Origin of the sequence: Aeromonas sp. s9, assembly GCF_040907765.1 — a bacterium.
GTDB classification, from domain to species: domain Bacteria; phylum Pseudomonadota; class Gammaproteobacteria; order Enterobacterales; family Aeromonadaceae; genus Aeromonas; species Aeromonas caviae.
On sequence record NZ_JBFOCK010000072.1, the window covers coordinates 1 to 13,176 of the forward strand.

At 63.1% G+C, this 13,176-nt stretch carries 7 protein-coding genes; 4 read left to right on the forward strand and 3 right to left on the reverse strand.

The window, feature by feature from the left end:
- Positions 1–114 precede the first annotated feature (114 nt).
- On the forward strand, positions 115–2,010 hold the full coding sequence (gene aceF, locus AB5Y54_RS14610) for a pyruvate dehydrogenase complex dihydrolipoyllysine-residue acetyltransferase (RefSeq protein ID WP_042015108.1): 1,896 nt from the start codon (positions 115–117) through the stop codon (positions 2,008–2,010).
- Positions 2,011–2,158: 148 nt separating this feature from the next.
- The gene (lpdA, locus tag AB5Y54_RS14615; RefSeq protein ID WP_010675812.1) at positions 2,159–3,586 is read left to right on the forward strand and encodes a dihydrolipoyl dehydrogenase; all 1,428 of its coding nucleotides are present in this window, start codon (positions 2,159–2,161) and stop codon (positions 3,584–3,586) included.
- 73 nt (positions 3,587–3,659) lie between these two features.
- Here the strand turns inward: lpdA and AB5Y54_RS14620 are convergent, their stop codons facing one another.
- The 3 genes from AB5Y54_RS14620 to AB5Y54_RS14630 all read right to left on the reverse strand — a co-directional run bounded on the left by AB5Y54_RS14620 (position 3,660) and on the right by AB5Y54_RS14630 (position 7,666).
- Positions 3,660–3,842 carry a hypothetical protein gene (locus AB5Y54_RS14620; protein ID WP_017779057.1) on the reverse strand — a complete coding sequence of 61 codons (183 nt, stop codon included), beginning with the start codon at positions 3,840–3,842 and terminating at the stop codon, positions 3,660–3,662.
- 144 nt (positions 3,843–3,986) lie between these two features.
- Entirely contained in the window at positions 3,987–5,633 is a 1,647-nt protein-coding gene (locus tag AB5Y54_RS14625; RefSeq protein WP_119197033.1) for a methyl-accepting chemotaxis protein, read from the reverse strand.
- A gap of 122 nt (positions 5,634–5,755) precedes the next feature.
- The gene (locus tag AB5Y54_RS14630; protein ID WP_048208552.1) at positions 5,756–7,666 is read right to left on the reverse strand and encodes a methyl-accepting chemotaxis protein; all 1,911 of its coding nucleotides are present in this window, start codon (positions 7,664–7,666) and stop codon (positions 5,756–5,758) included.
- 273 nt (positions 7,667–7,939) lie between these two features.
- Between AB5Y54_RS14630 and AB5Y54_RS14635 the strand changes: the two genes are divergently transcribed.
- Entirely contained in the window at positions 7,940–10,243 is a 2,304-nt protein-coding gene (locus AB5Y54_RS14635) for a patatin-like phospholipase family protein (protein ID WP_180898714.1), read from the forward strand.
- Positions 10,244–10,472: 229 nt separating this feature from the next.
- The gene (acnB, locus tag AB5Y54_RS14640) at positions 10,473–13,070 is read left to right on the forward strand and encodes a bifunctional aconitate hydratase 2/2-methylisocitrate dehydratase (RefSeq protein WP_368153947.1); all 2,598 of its coding nucleotides are present in this window, start codon (positions 10,473–10,475) and stop codon (positions 13,068–13,070) included.
- Positions 13,071–13,176: the final 106 nt, after the last annotated feature.

The window sequence follows — 13,176 nt, forward strand, 5'->3', positions numbered from 1 at the left end:
GCCATCAAGCACAACGCCCTCACCTATGCCGAGCAGGCGTTCAAGATCCTCGACCCGGCCAAGACCCGCATCGAGTACAACTCCACCTGGCTGAGCGCAAGAGGATAAAGCGCAATGTCCAAACAGATTATGGTGCCGGATATCGGTGCCGATGAAGTTGAAGTCACCGAGATCATGGTGGCCGTGGGTGACAAGGTCGAGCTGGACCAGTCCCTGATCGCCGTGGAAGGTGACAAGGCCTCCATGGAAGTCCCGGCCCCCGCCGCCGGTATCGTCAAAGAGATCCTGATCAAGGTGGGCGACAAGGTTGCCACCGGTTCCCAGATCATGGTCTTCGAAGCCGAGGGTGCTGCCGCACCGGCTCCGGTCCAGGCTGCTGCCCCGGTTGCTGCCGCGCCGGCCGCCGCTCCTGCTGCTGCCGCTCGCCAGGACGTCAACGTGCCGGACATCGGTGGTGACGAAGTCGAAGTGACTGAGATCATGGTTGCCGTGGGCGACATGGTTGAAGCCGACCAGTCCATCATTGCCGTGGAAGGTGACAAGGCCTCCATGGAAGTGCCGGCACCGTTCGCCGGTCGCGTGGTCGAGATCAAGGTTGCCGCCGGTGCCAAGGTTTCTACCGGCTCCCTGGTGATGGTCTTTGAAGTGGCGGGCGCTGCCCCGGCCGCTGTTGCCGCGCCGGCTCCTGCTGCTGCCCCCGTGGCTGCCGCTGCTCCGGTTGCCGCCGGTGCCAAGGACGTCAACGTGCCGGACATCGGCGGTGACGAAGTGGAAGTGACCGAAATCATGGTCGCCGTGGGTGACAAGGTTGAAGCCGACCAGTCCCTGATCACCGTGGAAGGCGACAAGGCCTCCATGGAAGTGCCTGCGCCGTTCGCCGGTGTGGTCAAGGAGATCAAGGTGAAGGCGGGTGACAAGGTCTCCACCGGTTCCCTGATCATGGTATTCGAAGTGGCGGGTGCCGCTCCGGCTGCCGTGGCTGCTCCGGCTCCTGCCGCAGCGCCCGTTGCTGCCGCTCCGGCTGCCGCCGCTCCTGCACCGGTTGCCCAGGCTGCTGCCGCCTCCGATTTCGTCGCCAACGACGCCTACGTCCACGCCTCCCCGGCTGTACGCCGTCTGGCGCGCGAGTTCGGTGTCAACCTGGCCAAGGTGAAAGCCTCCGGTCGCAAGGGTCGCATCGTCAAAGAAGACGTGCAGGCTTACGTGAAGGATGCGGTCAAGCGCGCCGAGTCCGCTCCGGCTGCCGGTACCGGCACTGGCAACGGCATGAGCGTCGTGGCCTGGCCGAAGGTTGATTTCAGCAAGTTCGGCCCTGTCGAAGAGCTGGAACTGACCCGTATCCAGAAGATCTCCGGTCCTGCCCTGCACCGCAACTGGGCCATGATCCCCCACGTCACCCAGTTCGACGAAGCCGATACCACGGATCTGGAAGCGTTCCGCAAAGAGCAGAACATCCTGGCCGAGAAGCAGAAGCTGGACGTGAAGATCACCCCGCTGGTGTTCATCCTGAAGGCGGCCGCCAAGGCCCTGGAAGCCCATCCGCGCTTCTGCAGCGCCCTGTCCGAAGACGGCAGCAAGCTGATCATGAAGAAGTACATCCACATCGGTGTGGCGGTGGATACCCCCAACGGTCTGGTGGTTCCGGTGGTTCGCGACGTCAACAAGAAGGGCATCCACGAGCTGTCCCGCGATCTGGCCGAGATCTCCAAGAAGGCCCGTGCCGGCAAGCTGACCGCTGCCGACATGCAGGGCGGTTGCTTCACCATCTCCAGCCTGGGTGGCATCGGCGGTACCAGCTTTACCCCGATCGTCAACGCGCCGGAAGTGGCCATCCTGGGCGTCTCCAAGTCCGAGATGAAGCCGAAGTGGAACGGTAAAGAGTTCGTGCCGCGCCTGATGCTGCCGCTGGCTCTGAGCTACGACCACCGCGTCATCGATGGCGCCGACGGTGCCCGCTTCATCACCACCCTGAGTGGTGTGTTGTCCGACATTCGTCGACTGGTCCTGTAAGTGAGAGGGCGGGCCCAGAGCCCGCCCTTTTTGCTTCTCATTTCGTTAACAGGATTGTAAACTTGCCCCGTTTTTTTCACGGCTGCAGCGGCCTTGTTTGGCATAAGACTGTGCTGTCCGGGGATATAAGAACGACAAAGAGGTCATGATGAGTAAAGAAATCAAAACCCAGGTCGTAGTACTGGGTGCTGGCCCTGCCGGTTATTCCGCTGCCTTCCGTGCGGCTGACTTGGGTCTGGATACCATTATCGTCGAGCGTTACTCCACCCTGGGTGGCGTCTGCCTGAACGTGGGTTGCATCCCGTCCAAGGCACTGCTGCACGTCGCCAAAGTCATTGAAGAAGCCAAGGCGCTGGCCGAGCACGGCATCGTCTTCGGTGCCCCGCAGACCGACATCGACAAGGTGCGTCTGTGGAAAGAGAAGGTCATCAACCAGCTGACCGGCGGTCTGGCTGGCATGGCCAAGATGCGTAAAGTTCAGGTCGTGAACGGTTTCGGCAAGTTCACCGGCCCGAACACGCTGGAAGTGGAAGGTGCCGACGGCAAGACCACCGTCACCTTCGACAACGCCATCATCGCTGCCGGTTCCCGTCCGGTGAAGCTGCCGTTCATCCCCCATGACGACCCCCGCGTATGGGACTCTACCGATGCGCTGGAACTGACGACCGTTCCTGGCAAGCTGCTGGTCATCGGTGGCGGCATCATCGGTCTGGAGATGGGTACCGTGTACTCCTCCCTGGGTTCCGAGATCGACGTGGTGGAATTTGCCGACCAGCTGGTACCGGCTGCCGACAAAGACATCGTCAAGATCTACACCAAGCGCGTGGCCAAGAAATTCAACATCATGCTGGAGACCAAGGTCACCGCCGTTGAAGCCCGTGAAGACGGCCTGTACGTCTCCTACGAAGGCAAGCACGCCCCGGCCGAGCCGGTTCGCTACGACAACGTGCTGGTTGCCGTAGGCCGTGTGCCGAACGGCAAGATGCTGGATGCCGAGAAAGCCGGTGTTGCCGTCAACGAGCGCGGTTTCATCGAGGTGGACAAGCAGCTGCGTACCAACGTGGCCCACATCCACGCCATCGGCGACATCGTCGGTCAGCCCATGCTGGCCCACAAGGGTGTACACGAAGGCCACGTGGCGGCCGAAGTCATCGCCGGCAAGAAGCACTACTTCGACCCGAAAGTGATCCCGTCCATCGCCTATACCGAGCCTGAGATGGCCTGGGTGGGTCTGACCGAGAAGGAAGCCAAGCAACAGGGTCTGAACTTCGAAGTCGCCACCTTCCCGTGGGCTGCTTCCGGTCGCGCCATCGCGTCCGACTGCTCCGACGGCATGACCAAGCTGATCTTCGACAAGGAGAGCGGCCGCGTCATCGGTGGTGCCATCGTGGGTACCAACGGCGGTGAACTGCTGGGTGAAATCGGTCTGGCCATCGAGATGGGTGCCGACGCCGAAGACATCGCGCTGACCATCCATGCTCACCCGACTCTGCACGAGTCCGTGGGTCTGGCTGCCGAAGTGTTCGAAGGCTCCATCACCGACCTGCCGAACGCCAAGGCCAAGAAGAAAAAATAATCTTCTGCCCGTTTCATAAGAAAAGCCGCTCCATGGAGCGGCTTTTTGTTGTCTGTCTTTCGGCACCCTGCGGTCAGCAGCGCCCCTTCTTGGCCTGCCCCGGTGGGCAGAAGGTACCGTAGCCTCCGCGATCCCCATCACTGACCCGGATCCGGGTATCGTCCACGCTCACATCGGCCCCGTGCACCCGCACGGGCCCGCTGCTGCAGGCACTGAGCAGCCCCCCCAGCACTATCATCACTACCAGCTTGCCCATAACTCCTCCTCTCATTTTCCTGATTATGGGGCATTTTCAGAAGCCGGTGGAGGCGGTGCAAAAGCGCCTGCGTCACGGCTTGCCGTGGTGGCGACAGCGGGCGCCGCAGCGCCTTCTGTCGGGTGATGAAGTTGGCACCAAAAGTTACAGCCGGAAGTTGCCGACCAGCTTGTCGAGCTCGCCGGAGAGGTGCTGCAGGTTGCGGCTCGACTCGGTCAGGTGATGGGCGATGTCGGCGGTCTCCATGGTGAGCTGGTTGATGTCCTCCACGTTGCGGTTGAGTTCGCCCACCACGCTCGACTGCTCTTCGGTGGCGGTGGCGACCTGGATGTTCATGTCGCTGATCTGGGTGATGTGTCCGGTGATCTGGTCGAGGGCGCCGTTGGCCTCGTCGGCCTGGGTCACCACCCGCAGGCTCTGGTTGCGCCCCTGGGCCATGGCGCTGACGGCGCGGGCGCTCTGCTCCTGGAGGCTGTTGATCATGCCCTGGATCTCGGCGGTGGAGGCGGCGGAGCGGCTGGCGAGGTTGCGCACCTCGTCGGCCACCACGGCGAAGCCACGGCCCTGCTCGCCGGCGCGGGCGGCCTCGATGGCGGCGTTGAGGGCCAGCAGGTTGGTCTGCTCCGAGATGCTGCGGATGGTGTCGAGGATGCTGCCGATGGAGTCGGTCTGGCTCGCCAGGGACTCGATGACCCCGGCGACCTGCTCGATTTCACCGGAGAGGCCGACGATGCCGTGACGGGCCTGGGCGACCACCTGGGCCCCCGCATCGGCCTGCTCGTTGGCCTGCTTGGCGACGTCGGCGGCGAGAGACGCATTGCCGGCGATCTCGGTGACGGTGGCCCCCATCTCGTGGATGGCGGTGGCGACCTGGACGGTGCGATCCCGCTGGGCGGTGCAGTTGTGCTGGGTGAGCTGGGCCTTGGCGGCCACCTCGCTGGCGGTGGCTGCCACCTGGCGCGAGTTGCTCGCCACCTGCACGATGGCCCCGTGGATCCGGGTCACGAACTGGTTGAAGCTGTGGGCAATCTCGGCCAGCTCGTCCTTGCCGGTGAGACTGGCGCGGCTGTCGAGGGCGAGGTGGCGGGCCACCTCGCCAATATGGGATTGCAGGAAGGAGACCCGGCGGCGCAGCCCGATGAGGATGAGGGTCGAGACGAGCAGCGAGATGGCGATGGCGATGGCGATGATGGCGATCATCTGGGTACGACCGCTGTCATAGCTGTTTTCGCTCAGGTCGTTGCGATGCTGGGCCTGACCTATCAACCCGTCGAGCAGCTCATTGGCGCCCTTGCGCATGACCCCGTAGCTCTGGCTGTAGCGATCCCGGTAGATGGCGCGTGCCTCGTCCATCTTGTTGTCAGAGAGCGCCTGCAACATGGGGGTCAGCTCCTCCCGCTCCACCCGGGTGAATTGATCGAGCAGGGTCTGGGCCCTGGCCCGGGCGTCGGGATCGACCTGGGCCTTGACGGCCTGCTCCATGGCCTGGCGCATCTCGGGAATGTCTTCCTCGCGGGTCTCCTTGACCCGGGTCAGCACTCCCTTTTCGTCGCGCAGGGAGGTGTCCTGCAATAGCATCATGTCGATGCCGACGCGCATGCGCGGGATGCGGGAGGCCACTTCCGCCATGGCCCGCATGGGGGTGGCGGTATTCTGGAACAGCTCTTCGGCCTGCTGCCTGATGTTGTCCATGCTGCGCAGACTGGCGGCGCCAACCAGCAGCAGGGCGAGACAGGGCACGGTGACGGCCAGGATCAGTTGGGTTTTGATGGTGAGGTTGCCTGCCAGCATGTTGACTCCTTGGTGTGTTGCTGTGTCGCTACTGTAGCGGCTTGTCATGACGGTTCGCCGTCATGGGGGTCGGTATTCCCTGTCGACCCGGTGAAAAAAGGGCGCCGCAGCGCCCTTTCATCTTATAACCGGAAGTTGCCGACCAGCTTGTCGAGCTCGCCGGAGAGCTGTTGCAGGCTGCGGCTGGACTCGGTCAACTGGTGGGCGATATCAGCGGTCTCCATGGTGAGCTGGTTGATGTCCTCCACGTTGCGGTTGATCTCCCCGACCACGCTGGACTGCTCTTCGGTGGCGGTGGCGACCTGGATGTTCATGTCGCTGATCTGGGTGATGTGCCCGGTGATCTGGTCGAGGGCGCCGTTGGCCTCGTCGGCCTGGGTCACCACCCGCAGGCTCTGGTTGCGGCCCTGGGCCATGGCACTGACGGCGCGGGCGCTCTGCTCCTGGAGGCTGTTGATCATGCCCTGGATCTCGGCGGTGGAGGCGGCGGAGCGGCTGGCGAGATTGCGCACCTCGTCGGCCACCACGGCGAAGCCACGGCCCTGCTCGCCGGCACGGGCGGCCTCGATGGCGGCGTTGAGGGCCAGCAGGTTGGTCTGCTCCGAGATGCTGCGGATGGTGTCGAGGATGCTGCCGATGGAGTCGGTCTGGCTCGCCAGGGACTCGATGACCCCGGCGACCTGTTCGATTTCACCGGAGAGGCCGACGATGCCGTGACGGGCCTGGGCGACGACCTGGGCCCCCGCATCAGCCTGCTCGTTGGCCTGCTTGGCGACGTCGGCTGCCAGGGATGCATTGCCGGCGATCTCGCTGACGGTGGCTCCCATCTCGTGGATGGCGGTGGCGACCTGGACGGTGCGATCCCGCTGGGCGGTGCAGTTGTGCTGGGTGAGCTGGGCCTTGGCGGCCACCTCGTTGGCGGTGGCGGCGAGCTGGCGGGAGTTGCTCGCCACCTGTTCGATGGAGCCGTGGATCTTGGCGACAAAGTTGTTGAAGCCGGTCGCCACCTGGGCCAGTTCGTCACGGCCATCGACCTTGAGGCGATGGGTGAGGTCGCCATCACCGCTGCCGAGTTCGCGGAACAGGCGGGCCAGTTCGTTGAGGGGGCGGCTCACGGAGCCCGCCAGGAGAACGCCGAGCAACCCCATGCCGACGGCGATGGCCAGGCTGACCAGCACCATGTGCAGGCGTGCTCTGTCCAGTTCGGCATAAATCTCGGCCTCCGGCACCTGGGCCACCAGATACCAGTCGAGCAGGGGGATGTAGCTGCTGGCCAGGATCACTGGCTGGCCGTCGACCTCGGCACGGGTGGCGGCAAAGGGCTGCTTGTTGAGCAGGTTGGTGCTGCTGCCGCTGGCCAGCTGGGTCAGGTTGTCCCGATCGATGCGGGCGGCGTCTGGGTGCAGCTTCACCTTGCCGCTGCCGTCTGTCATGAAGACGAAGCCGCTGTCGCCGATACGGAAGTTGGCGAGCATGCTGACCATGCTGTCGAGGGATTTGGCGAGGCCGGCGAGGCCGCGTCCGTCGAGTTGCTGGAAGTTGACGAACAGTTTCACCTCGCCGTTGCTCTCCCGAAAGATGCTGAGCATCAGATCCTGGCGGCTCTTGGTGTAGTCATAGAACCAGTTGTCCTGCTCGTGGTTCAGGATGCGCAGAAAACCGTCCTGGTTGTAGTAGGCGGCACTCTGGCGATCGGCGAAGGAGGCGGTGACCAGGCCATACTGGCTCGTCATGTCCTTGAGCTGGTTGATAAGGATGGACTCCTGCTCTTTTGGCATGCCGCGCTCGACCCAGTCCAGCACGAAGCGGTCGTTGGCAAGCTGTCTGGCGGCATTGGCGACCGAGGTGAGATCCTTTTCGATCTCCTTGCCGATGCGCTGGGTCAGGTTGGGCAGCTCCTGCTCGAACATGCGGTTCTCGATCAGCTGCTGGGCAGAACGCTGGCTGAAATAGCCCACCAGCAGGCAGGAGAGGGCCACGGCGAGGATGACGGTGGCCAGAATTTTCTGTTTCAGTGTCAGGCTTGCGAACATAGGGGTGACTCGGAAGTGTGAACCAGGGTTGAACTCATAATAGCGGCTGATTTGGCGCGCTCTTGAGGCGGCGGGGGCCTTTATTGTCGATTAACGTTTGCGCTCACACCCGGATTGGACTGGATTGGCGCCCGATTTTGCCAAGACATCGTCGCAAGCGGGGCGACCCCTCGCCAGCACCCCGGCTTGCGGTTAAAGTGCTTGCACTTATAGTAGGCTGCACCTGACTGGCGGCCTGCCCGCTCGACTCGCACCGGATTTATGGACTCTCATATGCGCATCTTTCATCGGGGATGGACCCACCTGCTTGTGCTCCTGCTGGCGACCCTGCCGTTCATGGCGGCGGCCGGAGCCAATGATCCCGCGCCTTCGGCCAGAAACCCGGGGGCAACCAAGATGGATCGTCCGAAGATCGCCCTGGTACTGAGCGGCGGCGGGGCCAAGGGGTCGGCCCATATCGGGGTGCTCAAGGTGCTGGAGGCAAAGCACATCCCGGTGGACATCATCGTCGGGACCAGCATGGGCTCCTATGTGGCGGGCATGTATGCCATGGGGCTCAGCGCCGAGGAGGTGGAGCGCACGACGCTGGCCATCGACTGGAACAAGGGCTATCAGGACAAGGTGGGGCGCGACGAGCTCTCCCTGCGCAAGAAGCAGCAGACCGAGAAGTACCAGCTGCGCACCGACATCGGGGTCAACGGTGACCAGACCCAGCTACCGGACGGCTTCTTCCAGGGGCAGTCCATGGCCAGCCTGCTGCGCCACGCCACCTCCAACCTGCCGGCGCAAAAGAGCTTCGACAACCTGCCTATCCCCTATCGTGCGGTGGCGACCGACATGGAGACGGTGACCCCCTTCGTGCTGGATCACGGCAGCCTCGCCAAGGCGATGCAGGCCTCCATGTCCATTCCCGGTGCCCTCAAGCCGGTGGAGTGGGACGGCCGCATCCTGGCCGATGGTGGCACGGTCAACAACATGCCGGTGGACGTGGCCAAGGCCATGGGGGCCGACGTGGTGATCGCGGTGGACATCAGCGCTAAGCTGCGTACCCGAGAGTCCCTCAAGTCGGGATTGGCCATGATCGATCAGCTCACCACCTACATGACCCAGGTGGGGACCGAAAAGCAGAAGGCGCTGCTGGGCCCCAGGGACATCCTGCTGACCCCCGAGTTCGGCAACATGGGGATCGCCGACTTCGCCCTGATGCCGGAGGGGATCAAGATCGGGGAGGCGGTCGCCAACAGTGCAGCGGCCCGGCTCGATGCACTCTCTCTCTCGCCCGCCGCCTACGCAGACTATCGCAACGGCAAGCTGAGCCGGCGCGCCGAGCGCAGCGGCCAGCCCGCCTACTACATCGACAAGGTGGAGATCATCAACAAGTCGCGCCTCTCCGACGACACGGTGCGGGCCATGCTGAACGTGCGTCCGGACAAGGTGCAGACCTACGAGAGCCTGGAGGCGGGGATCCGTCGCCTCTACGCCCTGGAGTCGTTCGATCGCATCACCTACGAGGTGGAGGAGCGGGACGGGGAGAACGTGCTGGTGGTGGACGCCAGCGAGAAGAACTGGGGGCCGGGTTATCTCAACTTCCAGCTCGGTTTCTCCGATGACTTCGAGAGCAGCTCCAACTACAACGTTGGCATGTCCTACACCCTGACCAACGTCAACGACTGGGGAGGCGAGTGGCTGACCGAGGCGTCCCTCGGGACCGCCAAGCACCTCAAGACTGACTTCTACACCCCGCTGGAGCCCTCCCAGACCTACTTCGGCGAGACGAGCCTGGCCTACGACAAGACCCAGCGACGGGTCTTCTTCCCGGAAGAGAGCAGGTCGTCGTCAGGGGTCAGCTATCTGGACTCCGAATACAGCTTCACCAGCGTGGATCTGGCCGTCGGCTGGAATCGCCAGCCCTGGAGTCGCTTCTCCCTTGGGCTGGAGGGCAAGATCGGCAGCGTGGAGATCCAGAACCTCACCAATGCGGATGCCGATGCCTCCGCCTGGGGACCCTACATCCGCTTCGAGCACGATACCCTCGACAGCCGCTACTTCCCCTATCAGGGGGTCTACTGGGACATCAAGGGGGGCTACTCCTACGTCGATCTCGACCCCTCGGACGGCCCCTCCGAGCAGGCCGAGGGGGTGAATTACCGGCTGGTGATGATCAAGCCCTGGTCCTGGGACAGGCACAGCCTCAACCTGATGCTGGAAGGGGGCGGCTCAAGCTCCCAGGAGACGGTACCGCTGTTCGTGCAGGATCTGGGGGGGCTGTTCCGCATGTCCGGCTTCCAGCATTACCAGTTGAGCGGTCGCTACAGCCTGTTCGGCGGATTGCGCTACATCTACCGGGTGGCGGACAACGACTTCGGTGCCTTCAAGGCGCCCCTGTTCCTCGGGGGCTCCCTCGAGCAAGGGGGGGTCTGGGACAAGGGAGAGGACATCAGCATCGAATCCTCCTATACCTCGGGTTCCCTCTATATGGGGGTGGAGAGTTTCCTCGGCCCCATCTTCCTCGGCTATGGCGTGGCGGAGGGGGGACACGACATGTTCTATCTGCAATTGGGCACTACGTTCCAATAAGGGCGAAATGCTGCCTTTTTGTTAACTCACCTTGGGTGGGCGGCTTGTCACTCTAAAAAAACCTAATGGGTTTATATGGTTATGCTGGTTTGATGAATAACTGCACAGGGTTTGGATTTTAATTAGTCGTTAAAACTTATATAGTGGGGGGCACCCTACGGGTGTCCCGCAAGGACGATCGCCGCGAGCTTGGGCGAACCCCAAAAAAAAGACCAAAGAGGAATTAGTCGTGCTTGAAACATACCGTAAACACGTCGCAGAACGTGCCGCCGAAGGCGTGGTTGCCAAACCTCTGGACGCAGAGCAGGTTGCCGCCCTGGTTGAGCTGATCAAGAATCCGCCCGCCGGCGAACAGGACTTTCTGAAAGAACTGTTGTCCTCCCGCATTCCCCCGGGTGTTGATGAAGCGGCCTATGTGAAAGCCAGCTTCCTCACCGCCGTCGCCAAGGGCGAGGCCCATTCCCCCATCCTGACTGCCGCCGAAGCCGTCGAGCTGCTCGGTACCATGCAGGGTGGTTACAACATCCAGCCGCTGATCGACCTGCTGGACGATGCGACCCTGGCTCCTCTTGCCGCCAAGGGTCTCTCCCATACCCTGCTGATGTTCGACTCCTTCCACGACGTGGAAGAGAAGGCCAAGGCGGGCAATGCCCACGCCAAGCAGGTACTGCAATCCTGGGCTGACGCCGAGTGGTTCCTGAACCGCCCGGCCCTGGCCGAGAAGATCACCGTCACCGTCTTCAAGGTGACCGGCGAAACCAATACCGACGATCTGTCGCCGGCGCCGGACGCCTGGTCCCGCCCGGACATTCCGCTGCACGCCCTGGCGATGCTGAAGAACGCCCGTCCCGGCATCACCCCGGACAAGGATGGCGTCATCGGCCCCATCAAGACCATCGATGCCCTGAAAGAGAAAGGTTTCCCGCTGGCTTACGTGGGTGACGTGGTCGGTACCGGCTCTTCCCGTAAATCCGCCACCAACTCCGTGCTCTGGTTCATGGGCGATGACATTCCGTTCGTGCCGAACAAGCGTGCCGGCGGCGTTTGCCTCGGCGGCAAGATTGCCCCCATCTTCTTCAACACCATGGAAGATGCCGGCGCCCTGCCCATCGAAGTGGACGTCTCCAAACTGGAGATGGGCGATGTCATCGACATCTTCCCCTATGAGGGCAAGATCACCCGCCACGGCACCGACGAGGTGCTGGCCCGGTTCGAACTGAAGACCGAGGTGCTGATCGACGAAGTGCGCGCCGGTGGCCGCATTCCGCTGATCATCGGCCGCGGCCTGACCGACAAGGCCCGCGAAGCGCTGGGTCTGCCGTTCTCCACCGTGTTCCGTCGTCCGCAGCCTGTCGCCGACACCGGCAAGGGCTTCACCCTGGCCCAGAAGATGGTGGGCAAGGCATGTGGCGTGAAGGGCATTCGCCCGGGCACCTACTGCGAACCCAAGATGACCACGGTCGGCTCCCAGGACACCACGGGCCCCATGACCCGCGACGAGCTGAAAGACCTGGCCTGCCTCGGCTTCTCCGCCGATCTGACCATGCAGTCCTTCTGCCACACCGCGGCCTATCCCAAGCCCATCGATGTGCAGACCCACCACACCCTGCCGGACTTCATCATGAACCGCGGCGGTGTGAGCTTGCGTCCGGGTGACGGTGTCATCCACTCCTGGCTGAACCGCATGCTGCTGCCGGATACCGTGGGTACCGGTGGTGACTCCCACACCCGTTTCCCCATCGGTATCTCCTTCCCGGCGGGCTCTGGCCTCGTGGCCTTCGCCGCCGCCACCGGCGTGATGCCGCTGGACATGCCGGAATCCGTGCTGGTGCGCTTCAAGGGCGAGCTGCAGCCGGGCATCACCCTGCGTGATCTGGTCCATGCCATCCCCTACGCCGCCATCCAGAAGGGGCTGCTGACCGTCGAGAAAGCGGGCAAGAAGAACATCTTCTCCGGCCGTATCCTCGAGATCGAAGGTCTGCCGACCCTGAAGGTGGAGCAGGCATTCGAGCTGGCGGACGCCAGCGCCGAGCGTTCCGCCGCCGGTTGCACCATCAAGCTGGATAAAGAGCCGATCATCGAGTATCTGAAGTCCAACATCGTGATGCTGAAGTGGATGCTCTCCGAAGGCTACGGCGACGTGCGCACCATCACCCGCCGCATCAAGGGGATGGAAGAGTGGCTGGCCAACCCGGTGCTGATGGAAGCGGACAAGGATGCCGAGTACGCCGAAATCATCGAGATCGATCTGGCCACCATCAAGGAGCCGATCCTGTGCGCGCCGAACGATCCGGACGATGCCCGTCTGCTGAGCGACGTGGCTGGCGACAAGATCGACGAGGTGTTCATCGGTTCCTGCATGACCAACATCGGCCACTTCCGCGCCGCCGGCAAGCTGCTCGAGAAGTATCAGGGCGAGCTGCCGACCCGCATGTGGATCGCCCCCCCCACCAAGATGGACAAGGATCAGCTGACCGAAGAGGGCTACTACGGCATCTTTGGTCGCGTCGGTGCTCGCATCGAAATCCCGGGCTGCTCCCTCTGCATGGGCAACCAGGCGCGGGTGGCGGAAGGGGCCTCCGTGGTCTCCACCTCCACCCGCAACTTCCCGAACCGTCTGGGCAAGGGGGCCAACGTCTATCTGGCTTCTGCCGAGCTGGCCGCGGTTGCCGCCATCATCGGCAAGATCCCGACCGTGGAAGAGTATCTGCAGTATGCCAAGGCGCTGGACGCCACTGCGGCCGACACCTACCGCTACCTGAACTTCAACGAGATCGCCTCCTACACCAAGAAGGCCGATGCGGTGATCCTGCAGCAAGCGGTCTGAGACTCGCCGGTCTGACCACTGAAAATAACAATGCCGCGTCTCGACGCGGCATTTTCCATTTCAGGGGGCTGCGCGATAATGACCCGCCATGCCCAGCAACGGCGTC